Annotated in this window: 22 protein-coding genes and 1 pseudogene; 16 read left to right on the forward strand and 7 right to left on the reverse strand. The window is 46.0% G+C overall.

Annotation, left to right across the window (positions count from 1 at the left end):
- Positions 1-18: 18 nt before the first annotated feature.
- Entirely contained in the window at positions 19-498 is a 480-nt protein-coding gene (locus tag NSQ66_RS02860) for a GAF domain-containing protein (protein WP_339279547.1), read from the reverse strand.
- Between the two features lie 228 nt (positions 499-726).
- On the opposite strand from NSQ66_RS02860, the gene NSQ66_RS02865 reads away from it, so the two are divergent.
- From NSQ66_RS02865 to NSQ66_RS02880, 4 genes are all read left to right on the forward strand, one after another.
- Positions 727-1,008: a hypothetical protein gene (locus NSQ66_RS02865; RefSeq protein ID WP_036676794.1), complete on the forward strand. Its 282-nt coding sequence runs from the start codon at positions 727-729 to the stop codon at positions 1,006-1,008.
- Between the two features lie 184 nt (positions 1,009-1,192).
- Positions 1,193-1,747: a GNAT family protein gene (locus NSQ66_RS02870; RefSeq protein ID WP_076105960.1), complete on the forward strand. Its 555-nt coding sequence runs from the start codon at positions 1,193-1,195 to the stop codon at positions 1,745-1,747.
- 30 nt (positions 1,748-1,777) lie between these two features.
- Positions 1,778-3,286 (forward strand): MDR family MFS transporter, encoded by a 1,509-nt coding sequence (locus NSQ66_RS02875; protein WP_076101386.1) that lies wholly within the window; start codon positions 1,778-1,780, stop codon positions 3,284-3,286.
- A 25-nt stretch (positions 3,287-3,311) separates the two neighbouring features.
- Positions 3,312-3,452, forward strand: coding sequence for a hypothetical protein (locus NSQ66_RS02880; RefSeq protein WP_170914267.1), 141 nt, complete (start codon positions 3,312-3,314; stop codon positions 3,450-3,452).
- A 588-nt stretch (positions 3,453-4,040) separates the two neighbouring features.
- Here the strand turns inward: NSQ66_RS02880 and NSQ66_RS02885 are convergent.
- Positions 4,041-4,508 (reverse strand): MarR family transcriptional regulator, encoded by a 468-nt coding sequence (locus NSQ66_RS02885; RefSeq protein ID WP_036676802.1) that lies wholly within the window; start codon positions 4,506-4,508, stop codon positions 4,041-4,043.
- 349 nt (positions 4,509-4,857) lie between these two features.
- Between NSQ66_RS02885 and NSQ66_RS02890 the strand changes: the two genes are divergently transcribed.
- The 4 genes from NSQ66_RS02890 to NSQ66_RS02905 all read left to right on the forward strand — a co-directional run bounded on the left by NSQ66_RS02890 (position 4,858) and on the right by NSQ66_RS02905 (position 10,015).
- Entirely contained in the window at positions 4,858-6,201 is a 1,344-nt protein-coding gene (locus NSQ66_RS02890; RefSeq protein ID WP_076141870.1) for an MFS transporter, read from the forward strand.
- Positions 6,202-6,360: 159 nt separating this feature from the next.
- Positions 6,361-7,101, forward strand: a complete 741-nt coding sequence (locus NSQ66_RS02895) for an ABC transporter ATP-binding protein (protein ID WP_036676805.1) — start codon at positions 6,361-6,363, stop codon at positions 7,099-7,101.
- The gene (locus tag NSQ66_RS02900) at positions 7,098-8,357 is read left to right on the forward strand and encodes an ABC transporter permease (RefSeq protein ID WP_076141871.1); all 1,260 of its coding nucleotides are present in this window, start codon (positions 7,098-7,100) and stop codon (positions 8,355-8,357) included. Before NSQ66_RS02895 ends, NSQ66_RS02900 begins: the two co-directional genes overlap by 4 nt.
- 99 nt (positions 8,358-8,456) lie before the next feature.
- Positions 8,457-10,015, forward strand: a protein-coding gene (locus tag NSQ66_RS02905; RefSeq protein WP_094903917.1) for an IS3 family transposase whose coding sequence is annotated in 2 segments (ribosomal slippage) — positions 8,457-9,090 and positions 9,090-10,015 — 1,560 coding nt in all. Because the reading frame shifts where the segments join, the coding sequence is not laid out codon by codon here.
- A 461-nt stretch (positions 10,016-10,476) separates the two neighbouring features.
- Here the strand turns inward: NSQ66_RS02905 and NSQ66_RS02910 are convergent.
- On the reverse strand, positions 10,477-11,745 hold the full coding sequence (locus tag NSQ66_RS02910) for an NAD(P)/FAD-dependent oxidoreductase (RefSeq protein WP_076142580.1): 1,269 nt from the start codon (positions 11,743-11,745) through the stop codon (positions 10,477-10,479).
- 181 nt (positions 11,746-11,926) lie between these two features.
- Between NSQ66_RS02910 and NSQ66_RS02915 the strand changes: the two genes are divergently transcribed.
- The 3 genes from NSQ66_RS02915 to nadE all read left to right on the forward strand — a co-directional run bounded on the left by NSQ66_RS02915 (position 11,927) and on the right by nadE (position 15,175).
- A complete protein-coding gene (locus NSQ66_RS02915) occupies positions 11,927-13,642 on the forward strand; it encodes an ATP-binding protein (RefSeq protein ID WP_081382619.1) in 1,716 nt (571 codons plus the stop codon).
- Between the two features lie 120 nt (positions 13,643-13,762).
- Positions 13,763-14,197 (forward strand): BrxA/BrxB family bacilliredoxin, encoded by a 435-nt coding sequence (locus NSQ66_RS02920; protein ID WP_036676813.1) that lies wholly within the window; start codon positions 13,763-13,765, stop codon positions 14,195-14,197.
- Between the two features lie 168 nt (positions 14,198-14,365).
- On the forward strand, positions 14,366-15,175 hold the full coding sequence (gene nadE / locus NSQ66_RS02925) for an ammonia-dependent NAD(+) synthetase (RefSeq protein WP_036676815.1): 810 nt from the start codon (positions 14,366-14,368) through the stop codon (positions 15,173-15,175).
- 95 nt (positions 15,176-15,270) lie between these two features.
- On the opposite strand, the gene NSQ66_RS02930 is transcribed toward nadE, so the two are convergent.
- Positions 15,271-16,098, reverse strand: a complete 828-nt coding sequence (locus tag NSQ66_RS02930) for an alpha/beta fold hydrolase (protein ID WP_076142581.1) — start codon at positions 16,096-16,098, stop codon at positions 15,271-15,273.
- Positions 16,099-16,307: 209 nt separating this feature from the next.
- Between NSQ66_RS02930 and acpS the strand changes: the two genes are divergently transcribed.
- Together acpS and mutY are read left to right on the forward strand one after the other, a co-directional pair.
- Positions 16,308-16,706 carry a holo-ACP synthase gene (acpS, locus tag NSQ66_RS02935; protein WP_076101391.1) on the forward strand — a complete coding sequence of 133 codons (399 nt, stop codon included), beginning with the start codon at positions 16,308-16,310 and terminating at the stop codon, positions 16,704-16,706.
- 37 nt (positions 16,707-16,743) lie between these two features.
- Positions 16,744-18,024, forward strand: a complete 1,281-nt coding sequence (gene mutY / locus NSQ66_RS02940; RefSeq protein WP_076105969.1) for an A/G-specific adenine glycosylase — start codon at positions 16,744-16,746, stop codon at positions 18,022-18,024.
- Between the two features lie 1,030 nt (positions 18,025-19,054).
- On the opposite strand, the gene NSQ66_RS02945 is transcribed toward mutY, so the two are convergent.
- The 3 genes from NSQ66_RS02945 to NSQ66_RS02955 form a co-directional block, all read right to left on the reverse strand.
- Complete coding sequence (locus NSQ66_RS02945; RefSeq protein WP_036683961.1) at positions 19,055-20,170, reverse strand: IS110 family transposase; 1,116 nt, start codon at positions 20,168-20,170, stop codon at positions 19,055-19,057.
- 441 nt (positions 20,171-20,611) lie between these two features.
- Positions 20,612-21,727 carry an IS110 family transposase gene (locus NSQ66_RS02950; RefSeq protein WP_036683961.1) on the reverse strand — a complete coding sequence of 372 codons (1,116 nt, stop codon included), beginning with the start codon at positions 21,725-21,727 and terminating at the stop codon, positions 20,612-20,614.
- A gap of 381 nt (positions 21,728-22,108) precedes the next feature.
- Entirely contained in the window at positions 22,109-22,717 is a 609-nt protein-coding gene (locus tag NSQ66_RS02955; RefSeq protein WP_036676820.1) for a superoxide dismutase, read from the reverse strand.
- A 484-nt stretch (positions 22,718-23,201) separates the two neighbouring features.
- Between NSQ66_RS02955 and NSQ66_RS02960 the strand changes: the two genes are divergently transcribed.
- From NSQ66_RS02960 to queG, 3 genes and pseudogenes are all read left to right on the forward strand, one after another.
- Positions 23,202-23,621 carry a GNAT family N-acetyltransferase gene (locus tag NSQ66_RS02960; RefSeq protein WP_036676822.1) on the forward strand — a complete coding sequence of 140 codons (420 nt, stop codon included), beginning with the start codon at positions 23,202-23,204 and terminating at the stop codon, positions 23,619-23,621.
- A 191-nt stretch (positions 23,622-23,812) separates the two neighbouring features.
- Complete coding sequence (gene lepB / locus NSQ66_RS02965) at positions 23,813-24,421, forward strand: signal peptidase I (protein WP_076216132.1); 609 nt, start codon at positions 23,813-23,815, stop codon at positions 24,419-24,421.
- Between the two features lie 35 nt (positions 24,422-24,456).
- A pseudogene (queG, locus tag NSQ66_RS02970) lies at positions 24,457-25,611 on the forward strand (tRNA epoxyqueuosine(34) reductase QueG); the annotation flags it as partial.
- Between the last annotated feature and the right edge of the window lie 117 nt (positions 25,612-25,728).

Raw genomic sequence — 25,728 nt, forward strand, 5'->3', positions numbered from 1 at the left:
TTATAAGGCAGAGCTGCTTTAGATAACTTCCGATACCAGGGCAGCGAACCGCTCTAGGAACCGGCGTTCCTCATCATCAAAACGATCTTTCAGCGGACTGTCGATATCGAGTACGCCAAGCAAACGATCATCCTTGATCAGCGGGACAACAATTTCGCTGTTTGAAGCGGCGTCACAGGCGATATGTCCCGGGAATGCATGGACATCTCCAACTACTAGCGTGCGTCGTTCCGCAGCAGCCGTTCCGCAGACTCCACGAGACAACGGGATGCGGATGCAGGCAGGAAGACCTTGGAAAGGTCCGAGCACAAGCTCCTTGCCATCAAATAAATAAAAACCGGCCCAATTCGTATCCGGCATAGCGTGTTTAAGCAGTGCCGAAGCATTGGCCAGGTTGGCCGTAGCACTTGGTTCGTCCTCTACTAATGCTTCTAGTTGGATTAGAACCGCTTCAAACTGCTCGTTGCGTGTTCCATCGTAAGGCATAGCTTGAAACATGAAGCATCACCTTCCTGTACTTTAAATTCAAATATGAACTCCTAACTGTAATTATCAACATAGTACAGCTAGACATGATACGTCAAGCGACAATACCAATCTGTAACAATATGGAATGTTCCTTGAAGTCCATGAAATGCGCAACAGCCACAATAATGTTTCCGAGGATCGGTCAGAGGGTAATGCTAGTATAAATACCGAAGGCTATATAGCCGGAAGAGGTGGAATATGCGCGCTGATGTACAGAACTTGTTCATAGGAATTCATATGCTTTATTGTGCACGGGATAAAGATGTGACGATCTCAGAGATGCTGCTCGGACTTGAAGATCTGGGGTATCGTGTAGGAGAGCGCGAAGTGAAACAGGAATTGGAAAAGCTGACACTGGACAACTTTCTGACTGCCCATACCGAAGGGTACAGTATTACGGGGACTGGAATTGAAGAGTTCAAGGATATTCGAGCCAAACTTCAGGTGTTATGCAGTGAAGTTATTCATGAAGCGGAATGAAATCATTGTAGTTAAGTTTAATAAAAAGCGTCTGTATTAAGGGAGTGTATGCCCCCTGATGCAGACGTCTTTTTATGTTAACGCGTAGAATTTGTTCTTTTCAATGTTAAAGAATTTAGAACTTTTATCTTAAGGATATACTCTTGAATGATGTATAATTGATAAGTTGAAGGGGGGCAGAGATTTGTATATCTGCAATGGAGTGATACCCACACTGGTCGGCAGTAGATTGAAGCTGTGCGCTATGACTACTGAGCATGCTTCAGCATTATATCAGATCTGGTCTCATCCAGAGGTCACCCGCTGGCTGGGGGCTCCAGCATTATCCTCTATAGAAGAGACTAAGCAACTGATTGCTTTTTTATTACAGATGGCTCAGGAAGAGGAGAGCTTGCGCTGGAGTATTGTAGGACCCGAAGGTGAAGTTATAGGGAGCTGCGGTTATAACTATTGGCAGTTGCAGGGAGCTTACCGCGGGGAAATTGGCTGCGATCTGGCGCCTGCCTTTTGGGGACTTGGATATATGAAAGAAGCGCTTGGTTTAGTGCTCGACTTCGGCTTTAATAGGATGGGGCTGAATCGGATAGAAGCGCTGTGTCATCCTGATAATAATCGTGCGGAGAGGCTGGTTCAAACGCTCGGCTTTCAGAAGGAAGGTATACTGCGTCAATATCGCCAGACACCTTCCGGCTTTCAGGATGTGACCCTACATGCGCTTCTACGTGGGGAATGGGAATGATTTTATTACATAAAGAGAGGGTTTGGAACATTGAAGTCAACAGGGGATTTAGAACGTAAATTAATACTGATAGGGGTGCTGCTAGCTACCTTTCTGGCTGCGATTGAAGGAACGGTAACAGGACCAGCGGGTCCAGCTATCGTAGGTGAATTTCAGGGAATGCAGTGGCTTAGCTGGATATTCACTTCTTATTTGCTGGCAATGGCTATTACTACTCCTATTTTCGGCAAAATCAGTGATCTCTTTGGACGCAAGCCGGTGTTCATGTGGGGGGCAGCTGTTTTTTTATTAGGCTCGTTATTATGCGGTATTTCGCAAAGTATGGAGCAGCTGATCCTGTTCCGTGCAATACAGGGGATTGGCGCGGGTGCGCTCATTCCAATGACCTTTACCATCATCGGGGATATTTACAGTATCGAGGAGAGAGCGAAGACACAAGGATTACTTAGCTCTGTATGGGGGATTTCCTCTTTGGTAGGTCCTCTTCTTGGGGGATATGTAGTAGATTACCTAAGCTGGCGCTGGGTATTTGTTTTTAATCTGCCATTCGGTTTATTAGCAATGGTATTTATTGCCCGTTATCTGAAGGAAGAGAAGGTACGTCGGAAAGCACAAATTGATGTGGCAGGGGTGCTGCTGTTCGCTGCTGGTATGGGCGCATTGCTCTTCGGTCTCTCCACAGGAGGACAGAATCTGGAGTGGACATCCCCACTGCTAATCGCAACTCTAAGTGTGGCTGTTATCCTGCTAGTCTTATTTTTCTTTGTGGAGCGTCGTGCTCCTGAACCTATGTTGCCGCTGGGTCTATTCTCGAACCGCAACATAGCGGTATCTACTGGCGCTAACCTGCTGGTAAGCACATTAATTATTGGGCTTTCTACGTATGTGCCATTATGGGTGCAGGGTGTATCCGGAAAAAGCGCCGCCATCTCAGGTTTGCTATTGGCGCCGATGTCGGTAGGCTGGATGTTTGGTTCGATCGCCGGAGGGCGGATGATTCTAAAAGCAGGTTCGCGTCGAACCGCAATGCTTGGGTTGATTATGATCGCTGCCGGGGCTATTGGCCTGGCTTTCTTAACAGGTGAGTCTTCACAGCTGCTGCTTTTATGCTTGATGCTGGTCTGTGGAGTTGGATTTGGGTATTCTTCTACAGTCTTTACGATTATTGCGCAGTCCTCTGTTGCGTATGAGCAACGGGGAGCATCTACAGCGCTTAATGCGTTCACGCGTTCTTTAGGACAGACTGTTGGGGTGGCTATTTTTGGTTCCTGGCTGAACTTGAATATTGATAAGCTGTTAAGAAAACAACCGGATTCGAACATCTCAGGAGATGATATTAATAAGCTGCTTGGATCGCATGCAGGAACTAACCTGTCTGGGGAAGTATCAAATAGTTTGCGTGATGCCCTTGAAGGTGGTCTTCATTCATTATTTATCGTAATGGCAGTTTTCGCTGTTTTGTCGCTGATAATATCCTGGGGTTTGCGCAAGGGTGTGCCTTCAGTAGAGGATGCTACATCGTCCTTGAAAAAGGCATAACTTATTAGGTAGATAGCGTGTTAAAGTGGTTGAACCATACGAATTGACTCTTGGAGTGGCGTACGGAGTGACACATGGAATGACGCATGGAGAGACACATGGACTAACGGACGGAGTAGCACATGGAATCACGCACGGAATAACGGACGGTGGCACGCCAGATTGATGTAACCTCTAGAGTAGAGAGTCGATGGAAGCAGTGGATAGACGCGTTTAGTTGTATTTCGTACAACTATAATCCTGCTGGTAACTTTTTCAATGGATATAGCTGTATTTAGTACACCTATTTTCTTGATTTACTCGCCTAGGGGTGGTTTGTCTGGTTTTTAATTGTACAGAATACACTTAAAGTTAGAATGAGCGGATTTGCATACGAAATAGCTGTATAGAATGCAGTTATTCCCTAAGTTACTGCTCAGGTTCATCAAGATCCGGCGCTGAAAATATAGCGAGTTACATCAAAAGTGAATTTTACCGAGAGCGATAGTAACGGTCAGCTGAAAGGGACGCCCAATCGGAAGCGTGCTTGCAAGTCCTGCCGAATAAGGATGACTATGATCCGAGGGTTGCCAAAAGCGGACCTCAAAGTCCGTCTTCGGCATCGACTTACCGATCATCTGCTCAAGTAAGCCGGCGCAGAACAAAAAAACCAATAGGCGATTCTCAAATAAATCGGAGAATCGCCTATTGGTTTTCTTTTTAACATTAACAGAAATCAATAACAGCTTGTCTGTAACACATAAACAAGGGACTCTTACTTACGGGGAAGAGGGGATAGCTTCTCAGCTTGTAGACCCATCTTTTTGAGGAGAACAATCATTTGTTCCTTCTCATCATCATTCAGACCGCTGAAAGCAAGATGCAGGCGTTCTGAATATTTCGGATACATCTCATTCATGAGACGTTCACCTTCCGTAGTCAGCTCCGCAAAAATCACGCGGCGATCGCTCGGACAAGGCTTACGCTGCAAATAGCCGCGTTCCTCAAGCTTATCGATTACGTAAGTAACGTTGCCGCTTTGCAGCAGCAGCTTGGCGCCAATTTGTTGAATGGGTTGTGGTCCCTTATAGTACAACACTTCCATAACGGCAAAGGCAGTCGGATTAAAACCTTCAATTTTGCTGCCGGTAACAGCATGTTCATTAATGCTCTTAAAAGACTTGGCAAATACCCGGTACAAATGTAGTGTTAATTGCGTATCACGTTCGTAAGATTGTATCATGCTTCTCCACCCTCTATCGTTAATCATGTGTGAACTCATCGCACAGTTTGCAATCAATAGTCATTAGTGCACGGGTTACCTGTGCAACGAACCTTGAGATAACCTTAGAATACGTGAAAGAGCGAATGAAGAACATGTGATTTGTCACAATGAGCACACTTTTAATTATTAAAAATCAAACAATTTTTTAAATACGATAAAAACGAAGGTTTTTTTGATTTCAGTCTTTGAAAGGATAAGAATTTCAGCCTTAGGTTCAAGCACTATTTACGCCTCCAGACGGATGATTGATGTTCTCCAATATTTTACTATTACTTCATCGAGAAATAGTAACGGGGAGTGAAGTAAGATGGAGGAACAGCTGGCTCATGATTCAAAAGAAGGAAAGCTGACGGCGAATAAGCCCTTTATGCTGCTTATTGCCGCACAGCTTGTATCGAATGTGGGAGACTGGTTGCATATACTAGCGCTACTGACAATGGTAGGTTTTAAATGGAATGCTACACCGTGGGAAATTACGGCTATATCTTTATGTATGGCTGTGCCGTTGCTCTTGGGAGGGCCGTTTGCAGGTTATTTAAGTGATCGTTTTAACCGCAAGGCGCTGATGATTGGTTCCGATCTAGCTCGTGCCGGAATCGTTGTTTGTTTGGTATTTGCAGGTTCTCTCTGGCAGGTATATGTCCTGCTGGTGGCTAAAGGGATCATGGATGTACTCTTTTCACCAGCCAAAAGCGGAAAGCTCAAGGAGCTCGTCCCTGCGGCCCAGATGGATAAAGCCATGGCGCTTAGCTCATCTATTGAACAAATAACCAAAATTGTAGGCCCTGCTCTCGGTGGACTGCTGGTTGCCGCATTTGGTATTGCTGCTTGTTATGTGATTGACTCGGCTACCTTCATTTTATCGGCGGTCATCTTAATAGGACTGCCGCGTACGGCTGCACTGAAGAAAGATGCAGCAGAGGATAGCACAGGGGAGAATGGTGCTCGGAAGTCTTTTCGCCAAGAAATGTCGGCGGGTCTGCAGGTGATCGTGGGAATGCCTGTAGTACTTTGCGGGATTGCTATGCTGGTGCTAGTGCTGTTAATGCTGCAAATTGGTGATTCGCAGATTGTAACGTTATTCCGGGAAATTCCGGGTGTGAACGGAGATCTGCTGGGTTGGTGTGTGGCAGCCAGTGGTCTTGGCACCTTACTGTCAGCCCTGCTTGTAAGCCGTATAGGCAGTGGTAAACATACGCTCGTCTTCATGGGATTGGGAGCTGTAATTATGGGGGTTGTTTTCTCAAGTGCAGGAATTGTAACTGCCCACGGTCAGGCTGGACTCTGGATGAACATCGCTTTGTTTGGTTCTTTTATGTTTGCTGGTGTGGGAGCAGGCCTTGCGTTTATTCCCTTCAATTCTATGCTGCAACAGCGGACCCCTGCGGAATACACGGGCCGTGTATTTGGAACTATAGGCAGTCTAACAAGTGCGGCTGTTATCTTAGGACCTGTAGCCGGTGGGGCTTTAGTTACAGCGTCAGGACCTGTCCCGGCGTTCATTCTCTCTGGTACGCTTACAGCCCTGCTTGGAGTGTTGCTGTTAATGCTGCGTGGTAAAATCGAGCGGAGAGATGAAGCGGCAATTAAACGTGAGGAAGGAATTTCAGCAACAAATAACCTAGAGCTTCTCGGACAGACCTCTCTTTAATGGGAGGTTTCTTTTTAAATATAAGAGTAGTTCTCTTAGCTGTGAAAAAATCAGTATGCTTCCTTGGAGAAAGTATATATAGTACGATTAGAGAAGCTATCTTTCTGGATTGGAATTTCGATAATAATATTTATAAGAAATATTTAGGAGTTGGCGAATATGGAGAATGTAGAAATAACAGGGGATACCGAGAGCGACGAAGAGATTGTACTCGATGTTGAGATCGATGAAGCAGGCTATGAAGCAGGTGCCCCATGCATATTCGATATTTCATTTCAGGTGCGGCGTGGACAGCTGCTCGGACTGATCGGACCAAATGGTGCGGGAAAAAGTACTACAATCAAAACATTGCTCGGTTTGCTTAAGAATACCAAAGCTAAGGTCTCCTTTAATGGAGTTAATAAGTCCTATGCTTATGTACCGGAGCAGCCGGTGTTTTATGAGGATCTGACCTTATGGGAGCACTTAGATTTGGCTGCTGCTGCTTATGGACTAAAATATGAGCAGTTTCAAGAAACGGCGGAGAGATTACTGAAGCAGTTCGGTATGAATCATGTCCGTGATGATCTTCCAGCTGGCTTCTCTAAGGGTATGAAACAGAAAATGATGCTGATGCTGGGCTTTTTGGTACAGCCGGATGTTTATATTGTGGACGAGCCTTTTATCGGCTTGGATCCTCGGGCCACTAAAGATTTCCTGCGACTGCTGGAAGCGGAGCGGCAGCGCGGAGCTGGTGTATTAATGTCTACGCATGTATTGGATACTGCTGAGAAAATTTGCGATGATTTTGTGCTGATCTCGGGTGGCAGGGTTGCCGCTGCAGGAACGCTTGAAGATATACGTGATTATGCTGGGCTGCCGGAGGCGTCGTTGTTTGATTGCTTCGACGAACTGACATGAGTAAGCAGAAGCAGCGAGGGTTTGCTTTTCCTACCTCCAAAAAGCTATTCTGGCGGCGATTATTTTCTCATTGGCGTGAGCAATCTGCTATTATTCGTACGGCAGCCGATTGGACTGTGCTGTTATATATACTGATTCCCGGAGGATTTCTGGGAGGACGGTTATATTACGGGTTCTGGAATGAGGCACTGCCAGCTTGGAGTGCAGATTTGCCGTTTATGTTGATTCCTTCATTATTAGTGCTCCTGCTCTGTAGAGGTGGACTGGTGCTATTATTGCAGGAAGGGGATCTATTATTTCTAAGACAACGGCAGCGATGGATATATACGATCATGTTTCGCGGGTTGCTGTACAGCCTGATTGTAACATCGTTGAAGTTCTGTGTAGCTTTTGTGCTGTTATTACCTTTCCTGGTTCGGGGATATGGAATGCTGTCATCCGAGGTATGGGCGCTGTTCGCTCTGACTCTGGCATGTAGCTGGTGCGTTAAATTACTTGGGCATATTGTAAAAGTACAAAAGCAAGGCTGGCGGCGCTGGCTGTGGCTGTTTCTGGCCATCTCCGTTCCCTGTGGGATTTATTTCCGTGCAGCTGCGTTTTGGAACAACCGTCCAGTTTTTATGCTGCTGATTGCAGCACTCTTTGCAGTCGTAGCGGTAATCGCTCTTCAGCGGCGTATAGTGATGCGTGGGACATTCATGAACGATGTGCGTGAAGATTATAAGCAGCGGATGAAAATAGCGGCCCTATTGCTCCGCGGCGTACTGGATAAGCCACGTCCGACCCGCCATAAGCCGTGGATTTTCCGGAAATCACAGCCTTTGCTAAAATCAAAAACTGCCGAGAGCCGTTTCTCTGCGGCAGCGATTAAGGCACTTGTACGGAATCCTGCCCATTTAAAGCTCTACTTATCGTTTACTGCTGTGTCCCTTCTAGCGATATTTATCATTCCATCAGGGTTCAAATGGCTGGGTTTTATAGTTTTAATTTCCCTCATGACCAATTGGCTGTTGTCGTTCTGGTTGTTATTCGTGGGAGATGATTACATCGGAATTCTGCCGTTTACGAAAGAACAAAAAGCCGAAGCGGGGCTGCGTGCGGTCCCTATCTTACTGCTTCCTTTTTCAATCATTTGTTCTGCGCTAATCTGTATTTCCTTATATGGATGGTTTGGGATTATCCTGTTCATCCCGCTAGGTTATATCGTTGCACTGTTTAGCTCTAGAATATTTGGAACATTTCGCTTAGCGAAATAAAGATATAAATAGAACGGAAGAGTGCCCCATAATGATATGCTCCCCATATAGTAGACAGGTGAAATAATAAAAACCTGTCGCTGTATGGGGAGCATTTTTATGGAACAAAAGAAGTATACAGCACTGGAAAAGTTAACGATTCTCCAAGAAATTGAACGGGGCGACATTGGTTTGAAAGCTGCGGCCCGGAAGTATGGAATATCCAAAAACTCTATAGTGAAGTGGCGGCAACGTTATCAATTGTATGGATACGAAGGGCTGGAAGTCCGAAGCTACAATCGTACGTATTCTGCAGAACTTAAACTCTATGCCGTTAAGGATTATCTCGAGGGAGGATTGTCGCAAAACCAAATCATCTGCAAGTATAAGATTGCAAGTGCAACCCAACTCGCCAACTGGATTAGGAAGTATAATGGTCATAGCAACAGCTTAACAGCTCATTCAGGAGGAACTAAAGCTATGACCAAAGGACGCGTAACCACTTGGCAGGAACGGATAAATATCGTGCTGTACTGCCTTTCGAACGGAGAAGACTATGCGAAGGCGGCAAGCCATTTTCACGTGTCTTACCAACAAGTATATAGCTGGGTAAAGAAGTACGAAGCAGGTGGTGAAGAGGCATTACGAGACGGTAGAGGACGCACCAAAGCGCCTGAAGAACTTACGGAAGCAGATCGCCACAAACTCGCGATGCAAAAGCTGGAATACGAGAATGCACGCCTGCGTGCGGAGAATGCTTTTCTAAAAAAGTTAGAGGAACTCGAAAAGAGGAGGCGTTAAGAACCATTCGCCAGGTGAATATCTACCTGGCCATTCAGGCTGTTCAGCAGGAACAGTCTTGCTCCATTCGGCTTTTGTGTGACATCGCAGGGATTTCACGGTCAAGTTATTACAAATGGTTGAATCGCAAACCCAGTTTTCGAGAGGCTGACAACGAGAAACTGACAGAGGCCATGCTCCTCTTGTATGAGAAGGTGGAACGAACCTTTGGGTATCGCCAATTGACCCTGCATTTGCGCAGACAAATGGATAAATCTATTAACGCAAAGCGAGTGTACCGGCTGATGAGATGCCAAGGTATCCAGTCAGTCATCCGCAGAAAGAGAAAGAAGTATGTAGGCTCCACGCCTCAGCAGGTTGCAGAGAATGTGCTGAACCGTAATTTTGAGGCTGAAGCTCCAAACCAAAAATGGGTAACGGATGTAACGGAATTCAAATACGGCAACGGCAAGAAGGCGTATTTAAGTGCAATAAAAGATCTGTATGACAAGTCCATTGTTGCTTACGTTCTGGGTCATTCCAATAATAATTCGCTAGTTTTTAACACACTGGAATTAGCTTTGCAGGCAGCACCGGAGAGCCGAACCTTACTCCATAGTGACCGTGGTTTCCAGTATACCTCTCTGCATTTTAAGAAGATGCTGGACGATGCAGAACTGAAGCAAAGCATGTCCCGAGTAGGCTGCTGCATTGACAATTCGCCGATGGAATCCTTCTGGGGAACATTGAAATGTGAGAAGTACTACTTACATACCTACCAGACCTTTGAAGAACTCCAAACAGATATTGATACCTACATTCACTTTTATAATAACGAACGGTTACAGGCAAAACTAAACGGCCTCAGTCCCATTGAATTTAGGACTAAGGCCGCTTAAACTACTTTTATTTTTTGTGCTGTCTACTTGACGGGGTGCAGTTCATAAGCCGTAAAAAGGCTGCTGGGGCACTCTTCTTTTTTTGTCTTGATTCGATCTATTGCACGCACGTACGTATGAGGTACCTAGCTAGCCTATCGGACACAGCTGCCCCTAAACATACTATTTTTCCACTTTTGGGATGCTAACGGACTCCATAGTTGCTATTGCCATGAAAAACACCATATATGAGCCTCATTATAAGGAATAGCGTCGTTGGAGTCCGAAACCCTGCCAATAAGGTGAAAAATACGCAAATAACGTCATCTGGGTCCGAAGCCGCAGTAGCTGATTAGGCAGACGCTCCACATAGCTAACGAACCCAAAACAGAGGAGCGATTCTCTAATTAATGAGAGAATCGCACGGTCCGCCATTTTCAAAGCAGTAAGCTGCTTGGAGGATATTCACGTTGCACTAGAGATTATCCCAGTCGAATGTCAGCGGCGTGTTTGCCTGCTGTATATCCTGTTGAGAAGGCCGCTGTTATATTGTAGCCTCCTGTATAGCCATGGATATCGAGTACCTCGCCGCAGAAGAATAACCCCGGCATAAGCTTCGATTCCATTCTTTTGGGATCGATCTCCTTCAGATTTACCCCACCGCCGGTAACAAAGGCCTCGGATAGGGACCGGGTGCCATGCACATAAACCGGCATGCGTTTCAAAATCCCAGCCAATAGAAGCAATCCATTCTTGGAGACGTGATGACCGGTTGTGTCCCCATCTAAGTCAGATTTAGTCAGCAAGAGGGGGATGAGACGCTCTGGCAACAGCCCTTTCAGCGAATTGCGGATCGCTTTCTTTGGTTCCTGATCCAGCTTATCCTGCAACATAGATTCTACTTCCTGTGCGTTCAGATCAGGGAAGAGATCGATGGACATCTCCACCGTATCTGTGCCGGATTTACGTTGGACTTGTCTCAGAAATTGGCTGCACCGCAGTGCAATGGGTCCTGATAATCCAAAATGGGTGAATATCATATCCCCTCGATGAGAGATGACCTTCTTTCCTTTCGGATTCCACACAGTAAGGACCACATCACGTAACGACAGACCTTGCAGCTCGCCGGACTTAATCCATTCTTCCCGTGAAAGAATCGGCACCTCTGTCGGGAACAGCTCGGTGATCGTGTGCCCTGCGGCTTCTGCCCAAGGGTAACCATCTCCCGTGGAGCCGGTCTGTGGTACGGACTTGCCTCCGGTAGCGATGATAACAGCAGTGCAGGCGATCGTCTTGCCCGAGCTCAGTTGGACTCCCTTAACAGCCCCTTCGTTATAGATTATTCTTGAGACGGGACTGTCGGTCATAATCTGTACGCCTAGACTCCGTACTTTGCTAATTAAGGCAGAGACGACACTAGAGGCCTTATCGGAAACGGGAAACATCCGCCCGTTATCTTCTTCTTTTAATGCAATGCCTAAACCTTCAAAAAAGGCGATGATATCCTGATTATTAAAATGGTCGAAGGCACTATACAAAAAACGCCCGTTTCCTGGAATATGGGCGATTAGCTCGTCTCTTTCCTTGACGTTGGTAACATTGCAGCGTCCGCCACCAGATATTCCGAGCTTTCGGCCTAGTTTTGCTCCCTTGTCGATTAGCAGAACGGATGCCCTGTGTTCTGCAGCGGCCACGCTGGCCATTAGACCCGAAGGGCCGCCCCCAATGACGATCACATCGTAATTGCTCATGAAATTTTACTCCTTTACATGTTAAGACACGGAAGCCTATTCCGCGGGTATTCCTAACGGAATCATACCATTCTGATTCACATGTAACCAGTCTTGTCCAATCATTAGGTGATTATCGTTGTCAGGAGAGTAATCCTGTGCTTTAATCTAAGCATGTAGGGTAATTTGTCCATTTTGGGGTGTGATTGTAATTATTGGTGCGGTTAAGGATATCTTATTGCAAATATCGGCAGCATGCTCCTTTCTTTTTCTTTTTCAATGGTGGGTGGACCGTAGATTTGTAACACGGAAAAAGGGGAAGCTTCCAAATGATCAGACCTTTTTGATTTTGGCGTGTACGTTTAGTCTTATCCTGTGCTCTCTTCTTTCGACAACTTTGTTTGGTGTAGCCTATTTAAATTTAGGATTAATCCCTGCGTATATTGGTATTTTATATGGAACTACCCGTTCGGGCATTTTGCTGTCCATTTTTTTGCTTATCTGCAATGTAATCATCGCGGAGCCTACAGGAATCAGTAATGTGATATTGAATTCAGGGATTTTATTATATCCGCTACTGTTTGGACTGGCCAAACCTTTTAAGAAAGGTACAGTAGTTGAGAAGATCGGTATGTTATGGATGATTCTTTGTCCAAGCATGCTATTTATTGCGTTAGTCCCTATTATAGGCGGGAAAAATATATATGAATCTAATTCCGTGCAAGCATTTCTGATTACGGTATATCTGTTTTTCACCATCGCTTTAGGTGGTATTTTTGTATATTATGTTGAGATGGTTAGAAGTAGATTGCAGGATAAAGTACAGATGGAGAATATCAGTGAAAGTTTCCAGTGGGAGTCCGAGAAGCTGCAGCAGATTACCAATGTAGTTCCTCTGAGTATTATGTCTCTGGATGAACACGGAGTTGTAACTGATCTTAATGATTGTATGCTAGGAATGATGCGGGCTCATTATCCCAATTTGCGAAAAGAGGATATTATTGACGAGCCGGTAAAAAAGTTTTTTCATAGCTCAGTGGATACACAGGCATATATGCGGGTAAGTGATAATATCCGCTCTAATCGGCGTTCAAGTGAAAAAATGATTCATGAGTCGCGCATCTATCAGATTTATTCAGCGCCGTTAATGCATAAGAGTTCAGGGGTAACAAGTGGTGCTGTAATTATTGTGCAGGACATGACCAATGAGGAAAAACTACGTGTAGAGCTGGATCATGTGGAACGTTTGAGCTTGGTCGGGCAGATGGCTGCTGGAATTACCCATGAGATTCGTAATCCTATGGCGGTAGTTCGGGGTTTTTTGCAGCTGATGAGAGAAAAGAGTGCTCAAGAATTGGATTCTTATTATCAGATTGTGATGGAAGAGCTGGACCGCGCTAATAGTATTATTAATGATTTTTTATCCTTGGCACAGAGCCGGGTTTCTGATAAAGAGAAGGTGCTGCTGCACCATATTATAGAAGAAGTTAGTCCATTGCTGTGGGCTGATGCTAATCTTCGCGGTCAAAGTGTTGAACTGAAGCTGAGCCCATCACTGCATGAATTGGAACTAAATGTCCGGGAAATCAAGCAGCTTATTCTCAATTTAGGACGTAATGGTATGGAGGCTATGGGACCCAAGGGGGTGCTGACGCTGGAGACACGCAGTACTCATGATAAAGTGGAGTTGATTGTCACCGATAGCGGCGTTGGTATGTCAGAAAGTCAACGCGAGAAGTTGTTTTTACCCTTTTTTACGACGAAAATTCAGGGAACAGGTCTAGGCTTATCCTTGTGCCTAAGTATTGTGGAGCGGCACAACGGTAAAATAAATGTAGAGTCTGTAGAAGGAGAGGGGACGGTATTTACGATCTCCTTCCCATTGGATAAGGAGGAACCCAGCGGGGTTCGCTCTTAGATTGAATCACCCTCTACAGCATCTCTTGCTTTCACAGAGTATGAATGTATAATAAAGTTAGTAAGTACTGCTGTAATATTATCTGACAAACAGTTGAAAAGTGAAGGAGAGTGCAGAGAAATGTCCATGTCTTTTAATCAATATATGAGAGATTCAATTCAGCCTATGCGTGATGACCTGACAAGTATCGGGTTTCAGGAGCTTATGACTCCAGAAGAGGTGGAAGCTACTCTTCCAACCGCAAAAGGAACATCGCTTGTAGTCGTAAATTCGGTCTGTGGTTGTGCTGCTGGACAATGTCGTCCAGGTGTAGCTCAGGCTTTGCAAAATGAAATCACTCCGGATCACTTGTTCACAGTGTTTGCAGGTCAAGAGAAAGAAGCTACTGCTAAAGCACGTGAATATTTTGCTCCTTATCCGCCATCCTCACCTTCCATCGCACTGATGAAGGATGGAGAACTCGTTCACTTTATTGAACGTCATGGCGTAGAAGATCGTTCGGCTGCTGAAATTGCTGCTGAATTGAAAGAAGTCTTCAATCGTTTGTGCCAGTAAAAACAGTTATTCCATATAATCTCGCATCAGCCGGCAAATCGGCTGCATGCGGGATTTTTCAAAATATAAGAGCAATAATGGGATAGAATATGCTTAGAAGCATGAGCTTCGTTTGAGTGGATATTTTGATGGATATGGAACCATTTCTGATGGAACGAGGTGTGTTTGGTGAGTTTACAGAAGGAAATTATTGCGGATCTTGGCGTGAAGCCAACGATTGATGTAGAGGTTGAGGCACGCAAACGGGTTGATTTCTTAAAGTCGTACGTGCTGAACGCAGGGGCTAAAGGATTATTGATCGCCATTAGTGGTGGAGTGGACAGTGCGGTAGCCGCGGGTCTGTGTAAACAGGCTACGGACGAGCTGTCGGCAGAAAAAGGCACAGAGTATATGACGCTTGGAGTATTCCAGCCTTATGGCGTTCAGGAAGATATCGAGCACAGCTACGATGTTGCTAAAGCTTTTAATCTGACTCACACTGTGGAGACCAACATTGAGGAAGCTGTAAATGAAATTGCCCTTGAAGTTGAGCATGGTCTGAAATCAATAGGCCAACACCGCCATATGACGCATCAAGGCAAAGGAAATGTTAAAGCCAGAACACGTATGGTTATGCAATATGCACTCGCTTTTGAGAACAATCTGATTGTAGTAGGAACGGATCATGCTTCTGAAGCGATTACCGGCTTCTACACGAAGTGGGGCGATGGCGCTGTAGATATTACACCACTATCCACACTTAATAAACGTCAGGTACGTCAATTGGCTGCACATATCGGTGTGCCTGCGGATATTGTCACAAAAGCACCTACGGCGGGCTTATGGCCGGGTCAGACGGATGAAACCGAGCTGGGCATTACTTATGACGATAACAGTGACTATCTGGAAGGTAAACAGGTTAATCCTGAGGTAGCTGAGAAGCTTGAGAATTATTACCGGAGAACGGCACATAAGCGTAATGTTATTCCGGGGATTTAGAATAGGTTGAACTAGAAATCGCCACGGGTCTGCGTAGCAGCAGAGCTCGTGGCGGTTTTTGTGAGTTGGATAGCTGGATAGACTAAGAAGAATAATTATTCTGTAAGCGTAAGTGTCTGATCGATAAAATTAGTTGTCGCAGCAATCGCGAGCTCTAATTGCGGAGTCGTGCTAGCAAAAGGATGCACAGTGTTGAACGTATGATTACCCTCAGGAACCTGCACCCAGCTAATATCTGGCCGAAGTTTGATGAGATGCTCAGACCCTTGGCGGAGATGTACTCCATCTTGACTGCCTTGAATAAGAACAACTGGGAAGGACGCTTTCTGTATGCGTTCAAGGATGTTATAGCGTTCTTTGTTGTTCTCCATATCTTCTAAAATTACAGCATCCAGCGGCATTTGTTGGCCAGTACGTCCATTAAGGACATAGGTTCTTCCTGTTTCCTTCATCTGCTGCTTTTGTTCTTCCGTCAGCAAATCGAGTTTCGTAACCCCGTTCCAGGAGATTACTCCGCTGATCTCATTGGGATGATCAAGCGTGTAGACCAAACAAATTCCCCCTCCGAGACTGTGGCCGAGAAGGAATAAGGGCAGGCTGCCGAATTTCGGGTGTTGGCTAAGATAGGACAACAGGATTTCCATGTCCTTTAAGCTGCGGCGATAGGTGTTGCGGGCGAACTTCTCAAGCTCAGTGAAATGCAGCAGATCTTCCCCGATGCCAGCATGAGAGAAGTTAAAAGTAATTACTTCATGCTCTTGGCTGAGAGTTGTGGCTATGTAAGGAAACATTCCCCAATCTTTAAAACCTTTGTAGCCATGGGCTATAACTATAACGCTTTTGGCTTTGCCTTGGGCTGGGAAGTGTGAGCAGCGGAGAACAGCTCCGTCTCCGGCAGGTATTTCAAAATTACGATGATTCATAGGGTAATCCCCTCTCCATATATAAAAATGAAGTAAATCAGCTAGTCTATCGTGAAGTCGCTGGATAGTCTTATTAGACTTAAAGCGCATTTTCTTTTAAGATAGCAGAAAGAATCTTGCAGGACTATTACTTTTAATAATACTTCATATGATTGATCATACCATTATTGAAGCAAAATGGGATACACGTCCATAAGGAGCGTGAAGTGTTGATTTACGGAATCGGACATGATGTGTTAGAAATTGAACGAATCTCAGAGGTAATAAATAGAGGACTGGGTAAGAAATTTAACCAGCGGGTCTTAACAGAGCAAGAATATCAACTTGCTGAAGAGCGAAGCGGGAGGTTGGCTGAGTTCGTAGCCGGGCGTTTTGCTGCCAAGGAAGCAGTTGTGAAGGCTTTAGGCTGTGGCATCGGCAATGTAGTTGGGTTTCAGGATATTGAGATATTGCCTGATGTTAAAGGAAAACCAGAGGTGACTTTATCGTGCGAAGCCTGGAGCAGACTAAATCTTCCAGATAGACAGAAGTACACCATTCATCTTACGATAACACATGGCCGTGATTTGGCTTCGGCTTTTGCCGTCGTGGAAGGGCTAGGTTCATAAATTGAACCATGATTATAGAAAGGCAAGGAGCGTTATAATGACACAACAAGATCTACAAGTTCAAGACGAACAGGAGCTGCGGGAGGCTAAGCAATATTTCAGCTATCATTTGCTGGAGTGGTATCAAGGGCAGAAACGGGATTTGCCTTGGCGTCGGCACCGCAATCCTTATTATATTTGGATTTCTGAAATAATGCTGCAGCAGACAAGGGTGGATACGGTAATCCCGTATTTCAATCGGTTTATCGAAAGGTTTCCTACCGTGGAGTCGCTCGCCGATGCACCAGAAGAGGACGTGCTTAAGTGCTGGGAAGGCTTAGGTTATTATTCTCGTGCTCGCAATATACAGCATGCGGCCAAACAGGTCAAAGAGCTGTATGGCGGGCAGGTGCCGAATGATCGCGAGGCTGTGTTCAGTTTAAAGGGAGTGGGACCTTATACGGCAGGGGCTATCCTTAGCATTGCGTTCAATCGGCCGGAGCCAGCGGTCGATGGCAATGTGATGCGGGTGTTGTCCCGATACTTCCTGATAGAGGATGATATCGCCAAGGGACCCACCCGCGTAAAAATGGAGCACTTGGCAGCTGAACTGATCCCGGAGGGGGAAGCGGCATCTTTTAATCAGGCCCTGATGGAGCTCGGGGCGCTCGTATGCACTCCTAAGTCACCGCGCTGTTTAACCTGCCCGGTGATGGAGCATTGCGCCGCGCGCCTGGCGGGCTGCGAGACCTCGCTGCCCGTCAAGACCAAGGCCAAGCCGCCGCGCCCTGAGGAGCGGCTGGCGGCCTTAATTGAGGGCCGCGGTGCCCACGCGGGCCAAGTGCTCATCCGGCAGCGGCCACAAAGCGGGCTGTTAGCCCGCATGTGGGAGCTGCCGCACTGGCCGGCGCCGCCTGTGGAAGGCGGCGCCAAAGGCGCGCGGCTGCCGGAAGCAGCGGCGCTGGACCGGCTGCGCCGGTCACTGCGGGAGGCCGGGATCTCTGCCCGGCCTGAAAAGCACTGGATGGCTGCTGAGCATATCTTCAGCCATATCGTGTGGACGCTGCAGGTGTACCGCTGCAGCGTAGAGGACGCCCTTCCGCTGCCGATAGCGGCAGAAGGACGGGCGGTGTACAACGCGGAAGCGGACTTGTTCTCAGGGATCGACAGCAGCATGCCTATCGAGAGATTTGAGGACGGGAACGCTAGTCCAGAGGACGGCGGAGCAGTGCGCTGGATCAGCCGCGAAGACATGGCTAACTATGCGTTCCCTAACGTTTTTCTGAAGCTACTGAACCTTTATTTTGATGAGCAGGAAGAGCGGGCGAAGCTAGAGTAGTAGAAGATTCGCCGTGTTGTGTTGCTAAAGCACTAAATGTACAAAACCTCAGTTTGATGTATGCGCCTAAGCATGGTCGTATGCACCTAAGTAGGGTCGTATGCACCTAAGTAGGGTCTTATGCACCTAAGCATGGTCGTATGCACCTAAGTATGGTTGTATGCACCTAAGTATGGTTGTATGCTCTTAAGTATGGTTGTATGCGCCTAAGCATGGTCGTATGCACCTAAGCATGGTCGTATGCACCTAAGTATGGTCGTGTGCGCCTAAGTAGGGTCGTATGCACCTAAGTAGGGTCGTATGCACCTAAGCATGGTCGTATGCACCTAAGTAGGGTTGTATGCACCTAAGTATGGTTGTATGCTCTTAAGTATGGTTGTATGCACCTAAGCATGGTCTTATGCACCTAAGCGTGGTCGTATGCACCTAAGTATGGTTGTATGCTCTTAAGTATGGTTGTATGCACCTAAGTATGGTCGTATGCACCTAAGTAGGGTCGTATGCTTCAGTCTCTTCGTAGCAAATATTTGTTTATTTGGCTCAGACTAGTTCAGTCTTGTTCCAACTAAATTCTTCTGGTGTTCCCTATGCTACGAGAGTGGTAAAGACTTAATTAGGGAATTTCTCCCTAAAAATAGGTCGATTTGGCTTGTAATTGATCATTTTAGGGAAAACCTCCCTAATAATTGGGCGAATATCGGTTTTTTGCCCATAAAGGATGATTTTTAGGGAGTATTTCCCTGCTATGAACGAATTAGTCAATTCCCCTGTTTTCCCCTTTAAACTAGAGGGTTTTCAATCCCTTGGGCACAGAGACAAAATGCGAGTCGTCGGCTGGCAATCTGCTATCCGTGGGTTGGTTACCACATATTATGCCTACGTCGAAGGAGCTTCCGTAAACTAATTTCGCACGTTAGATCAGGGATCCTGTGCACAGGGAATTCACGGATTCTCCTCGAACCTTTCTCTTTGTCTCCATGCCCCAAGGATTCAAATCTTTTGGGTATGTTTTTATTTTTTTTCGTTTCACCTACGCCATTTTTCGTTCTGCCTCTACCGCAATCGACCAGATAAATCCAATTAACTCACGACCCACTGCTGCCATGGTTAAATTTCGGTGTTTCCCGCGTCTGACTAATTTTAAATACTTGCTGTGTAACCGTTCTTGGGCTTTCCACGACGTTTCATGGACATGAATACTCTGGCCCTCAAGACGCACTGCTAAATCTCCCTTGACGGCAGGGCGGTGACGGTAACTCCATGCGGACTCCACCAGTGCGCGCCGCACTCCGGAATTTCCGACTTTTGTAAGACTCCCTCTTTTGGTACTTGCTCCCGAGGAATATTCCCGTGGCACGAGTCCCAGGTAACTCATGAGCTGAGCCGGTGAACGAAAACGTTCGAAATTTCCAATCTCGACAACTAAAGTCATAGCTGTCAGCAGGGCGATTCCCCTCAGGCCTTGCAACGCTTGAATGACAGGTGCGTAAGGGCAGATCTGTGCTTCTTCTCGCATTGCGGCTTCAAGTCGCTTGATTCGCTCCTCCACTTCCCGGAGCTGTTGCAGGGATTCGGTAAATACCCGTTCTTGAGCTACATTATTAAACTTCAGCATAGAGAGCCATTCCCGGTACCTTTTGGTCCAGCGTTTTTTCATACCCTCTGGCTTGTGAATTTGGTGGCGCAATAGAAAATGAATGAGCCGTTGCCGAGCCCGATGTAGGTCTTGCCTAGCATCTTCTCGTGCACGAATGAGATCTCGTAAAGCTTCGAGTTCTGGCGTTGGCACATAGATCGCAGTCAATTCTCCAGCCCGGTGTAACTGAGCCAGTTTTTCTGCATCCCGTCGGTCGGTTTTTATGGCATCTCCGGGACGCTGTGGCATACGCGAAGGTGCAATTACCACACAGGAAATTCCCATCTTCGTCAACCAGCGGTATAAGTCGTACCCCGTAGGCCCGGCTTCATAGCAGACCTCCAGTGTAATCCCTGAACCTTTGAGTTTCCGAATCATTCGAGCCACTGCATCTGGGGTATGGGGGATGGCTCCATAATATCGTGCGGGTTCCCGACCCTCATCTGCAATCGCCACCGCAATTTTTTCTTTAGACACATCCAAACCGACGTATTTTATGGTATTCTTCATAGTAACAGCTCCTTTCGCATGTAGCTCTGTAATGGTTGTCCTTTTAACTTCCATTTTAACCTACGGTGTGCGAAACAGGGGCTGCCTTTCGTTCATCATAACTAATTACATGTGTTTATGGAGCCTATCGCAGAATTTTAGGGAGTTATTCCCTGCTATGAACGAATTAGTCAATTCCCCTGTTTTCCCCTTTAACTAGAGGGTTTTCAATCCCTTGGGCACAGAGACAAAATGCGAGTCGTCGGCTGGCAATCTGCTATCCGTGGGTTGGTTACCACATATTATGCCTACGTCGAAGGAGCTTCCGTAAACTAATTTCGCACGTTAGATCAGGGATCCTGTGCACAGGGAATTCACGGATTCTCCTCGAACCTTTCTCTTTGTCTCCATGCCCCAAGGATTCAAATCTTTTGGGTATGTTTTTATTTTTTTTCGTTTCACCTACGCCATTTTTCGTTCTGCCTCTACCGCAATCGACCAGATAAATCCAATTAACTCACGACCCACTGCTGCCATGGTTAAATTTCGGTGTTTCCCGCGTCTGACTAATTTTAAATACTTGCTGTGTAACCGTTCTTGGGCTTTCCACGACGTTTCATGGACATGAATACTCTGGCCCTCAAGACGCACTGCTAAATCTCCCTTGACGGCAGGGCGGTGACGGTAACTCCATGCGGACTCCACCAGTGCGCGCCGCACTCCGGAATTTCCGACTTTTGTAAGACTCCCTCTTTTGGTACTTGCTCCCGAGGAATATTCCCGTGGCACGAGTCCCAGGTAACTCATGAGCTGAGCCGGTGAACGAAAACGTTCGAAATTTCCAATCTCGACAACTAAAGTCATAGCTGTCAGCAGGGCGATTCCCCTCAGGCCTTGCAACGCTTGAATGACAGGTGCGTAAGGGCAGATCTGTGCTTCTTCTCGCATTGCGGCTTCAAGTCGCTTGATTCGCTCCTCCACTTCCCGGAGCTGTTGCAGGGATTCGGTAAATACCCGTTCTTGAGCTACATTATTAAACTTCAGCATAGAGAGCCATTCCCGGTACCTTTTGGTCCAGCGTTTTTTCATACCCTCTGGCTTGTGAATTTGGTGGCGCAATAGAAAATGAATGAGCCGTTGCCGAGCCCGATGTAGGTCTTGCCTAGCATCTTCTCGTGCACGAATGAGATCTCGTAAAGCTTCGAGTTCTGGCGTTGGCACATAGATCGCAGTCAATTCTCCAGCCCGGTGTAACTGAGCCAGTTTTTCTGCATCCCGTCGGTCGGTTTTTATGGCATCTCCGGGACGCTGTGGCATACGCGAAGGTGCAATTACCACACAGGAAATTCCCATCTTCGTCAACCAGCGGTATAAGTCGTACCCCGTAGGCCCGGCTTCATAGCAGACCTCCAGTGTAATCCCTGAACCTTTGAGTTTCCGAATCATTCGAGCCACTGCATCTGGGGTATGGGGGATGGCTCCATAATATCGTGCGGGTTCCCGACCCTCATCTGCAATCGCCACCGCAATTTTTTCTTTAGACACATCCAAACCGACGTATTTTATGGTATTCTTCATAGTAACAGCTCCTTTCGCATGTAGCTCTGTAATGGTTGTCCTTTTAACTTCCATTTTAACCTACGGTGTGCGAAACAGGGGCTGCCTTTCGTTCATCATAACTAATCTATTGCTCAGCGACTCCAAAAGCAGATTTTCATAAGCCGAGTATAGATTTATTGCGATTTATTCCGATCTATTCCGATCCAGTGTATCCATTTAAGCGACGCAAGCGGCGTGAAATGCGGTGTCTGGGAGGATCTCAATCAATCTCTGTCTTTATCTTTATCTTTATCTTTATATCTCTCTCTATCCAACCTAAACAAAGAAGGTATCCCATAGCCAATTCGGCTCTGAGATACCTTCTTTTTTAGTTCAATGGCTTAAGCCAAATGTAATTTCTTATTTTGCGCTTTCGTAACGTTTGCCAACTTCTTCCCAGTTTACTACGTTCCAGAACGCTTTGATGTAATCAGGGCGTTTGTTTTGGTAGTTCAGGTAGTAAGCGTGCTCCCATACATCAAGTCCGAGGATTGGAGTAGCGCCTTCGCTGATTGGGTTGTCTTGGTTAGGTGTGCTTGTTACTGCCAGTTTGCCATCTTTAACAACTAGCCAAGCCCAGCCGCTGCCGAAACGAGTAGTTGCTGCTGCTGCGAAATCTTCTTTGAATTTTTCGAATCCGCCCAGTTCCTTATCGATAGCTTCAGCCAATGCACCAGTTGGTGCGCCGCCGCCGTTTGGTCCGATAACTTCCCAGAACAGGGTGTGGTTAGCGTGTCCGCCACCATTGTTGCGAACAGCAGTACGGATAGCTTCAGGTACAGCGTTCAGATCTGTAAGAAGCTCTTCAATGCTTTTGCTTTGCAATTCAGGTGCTTTTTCCAAAGCTGCATTCAGATTAGTTACATATGTGTTATGGTGTCTGTCATGGTGAATTTCCATCGTCAATGCGTCGATGTGTGGTTCGAGTGCGTTGTTCGGATAAGGAAGTGCCGGTAATTGAAATGCCATGGAAAAATCCCTCCTGAGTTATATTAGAATTTTGTTATAGATAAAGAATTCTGGCGAACTAACGTCAAAATCCTTTATTGTAAATATGTACTATAGGGTATTCGCCCGATAGGATACCTTAATTAAACCGTATCTAGACCAATAATGCAACACTAAACAAACATAAATGTTTATAAAGTATAATTGGAGAGGGAAAGGGTTTTACAATTGTATTTGGAATGTTAAAATTAATAGTCCCCAAACCTATAGACATATATCCTTATAAATACCCTTTTAATGAAGAAATGAACCCCATCTAAAATGTAAACGCTTGATATTAAGCGCTTTCAAAAGAAAAATGATGATATCACGAGAAAAGTGTGCTTTAATAGATTTAAAAGCAGGTATTCCTCGGTATTTGATGCTTTTTTTTATTTTCTCTATGTTAAGGGAACCCCTTCTTTTTGTTAAATTCATAAGCCATAGACAAGGGAGATTTTAAAGAATGCACGTTCGTTCCTTTCAATTAAGCGACGTTAGCCCTGTGACTGATTTGCTGCAAACCGCATTATCGGAAGAGTGTTTCGAGAACACTATCGAGCCTTTCTCCAGGCAGCTTTCATGGGATTCAGATCTCATTGTAGTTGCGGAAGATGAAGAAGAAATTGTTGGAGCACTGATTGGTACGATTGAGAAAAACCACGGTTGTTATTTCCGGATTGCTGTACATCCTGATTATCGCCGCAGAGGAGTCGGCAGAAGTCTGGTATCGGCTATGGAATCCAGGTTTCAAGCTCGTAAAGTCAGTGGTATCTATGTAGCCGTCGATGAGCATAATTCTTTTGCTTTGCCATTGTATGAAGCTATGGGATATAGCGAGAATCAAATCTTCAAATCTGTCCGGAAGCTGAGCATTGTTGGGTAATTTTGATCACTCAGCTGCGAAAGCGGAAACATTTTCTAGAAAAAAGAACTATAGCTGACGATATAGTCTGTTTCATTCATACTCGAGCGTATTTCCCAGAAGTCCATTGCTAATGGCTGGGAGATATGCTTTTTTATTGTTATAATATTTGCAAGTATAATCTTCAATTATTGAGAACAAGAGGTGACATATTGAATCAGGAGCCCCAAGTAGATTACACGAGAAATAGGAAACAAAGACATAGATCCTCCAGATCCAAGACTACCCTGGGCGGTCGTTTGGTCTCGGAAATGAAGGATTGGCTGCTTACAGCTGTGATTGTTTTTGCTGTGATGTCAGTTCTTAATGTTTTTGTGTTCAATATATCAACAGTTAAAGGTCAGTCTATGCAGCCAACACTCTGGGAAGGAGAAAGGCTCTTCATTAATAAAATTTCATTGCTGTTCGTAAATCCAAAACATGGTGATGTTGTCATTCTTCATGATCCAAGTACCGGTCCTAGTCATAAGGAGTATTTAGTGAAGCGAGTGATTGGCATACCTGGAGATATCATAGAGGTACGGAATCATCAGTTATACGTAAATGGAAAAATAGTGAATGAGCCCTATATCGATACTGAGATTGAAGATCCGGATTTTCCAGCGTTAACCGTAGAAAGTGGCAATTATTTTGTAATGGGCGATAACCGTCATGCATCAGCCAGCAAGGACAGCCGTTACTTCGGCTCTATTTCACAGGATATGATTGTCGGCAGGGCTGATTATATATGGTGGCCTCTGTCAAAACTGAATAGATTATAAGAAAGTCAGCGAAGATATGAAAGGAGAAGGCGGAAATGACCAATACATTTCAGTCATCGTATGCTCCCCCGCCTTCCAAGTGGGCACAGCTTAAAGCAGAGATTCAGGAGGCTGCGACATCACTCGGTATTGATGATATCGGGTTTACAACAGCAGAACCTTTTTTATATTTAAAAAATATACTGCAAGACCATCGGGACAAAGGATATGAATCTGGCTTCGAGGAGCCCGATCTGGATAAAAGGACAGTTCCAGCATTGTCTTCTGGAGACAAGCCGTTATCTATTATTTCGATTGCAGTGGCTTACCCTTCTAAAATGGAGAACCCTCCTAAATCTGAGCCGGGTGCACGTAGAGGCATCCTCGCCCGGGCATCTTGGGGCAGGGATTATCACCATGTGCTGAGGGAAGCCTTAAGTAAGCTAGAGGAATTTATTCACGAGCGTGTACCGGAGGCTGTGCTGGAAAGCATGGTGGACACCGGTGTTCTAGTAGATAGAGCGGTCGCGGAAAGAGCGGGAATAGGCTTTAGCGGCAAAAACTGTTCCATCATCTCACCCAAATGGGGATCATGGATTTATCTTGGGGAAATGGTTACGAACATTCCTTTTGCTCCGGATGAACCTGTTGAAGAAGGCTGCGGGGAGTGTACCAAGTGTATTGATGCTTGTCCGACCGGAGCACTGGTGGGTCCGGGTCAGCTTAACGCACAGGCTTGTATTTCTTTTTTGACGCAAACTAAAGGGTTTCTCAGCGAGGAGTATATGACCAAGATCGGCAACCGTCTATACGGCTGTGATACTTGCCAGATTGTATGTCCCAAGAATAGAGGTAAGAACTGGAATCATCGCCCTCAGATGCAACCTGATCCTGAAATCGTGAAGCCGCTGCTGCTGCCGATTCTGGATCTTAGCAATCGTGAGTTCAAAGAGAGATTCGGCAATAGCTCAGCAGCCTGGAGAGGCAAAAAGCCGATGCAGCGAAATGCGATCATTGCCCTAGGCAATTTCAAGGAAGCCGGGGCTGTGCCAAAGCTATCAGAAATTGTTCTGAAAGAACCGCGGCCAGAGATGCGGGGCACTGCTGCTTGGGCGCTTGGACGTATTGGCGGTGATGAGGCTCTAGCGGCTGTAGAAGCGGGTTTAGAGCGCGAGGAGGATGGCACGGTGAGGGAAATGCTAAGCCGGGCGCAGGATGTGCTCCTTACTGGGAAGAAGGCACGGGAGGACAGCGATATTAATGGAGGAAAAAGTTCATAGACAGGTTGCATATTGCCAATTGCTGTCCAGTTCCCGAAATGCTATGAT

The sequence above is a fragment of the Paenibacillus sp. FSL H3-0329 genome (assembly GCF_037963285.1).
Lineage (GTDB): Bacteria > Bacillota > Bacilli > Paenibacillales > Paenibacillaceae > Paenibacillus_AQ > Paenibacillus_AQ odorifer.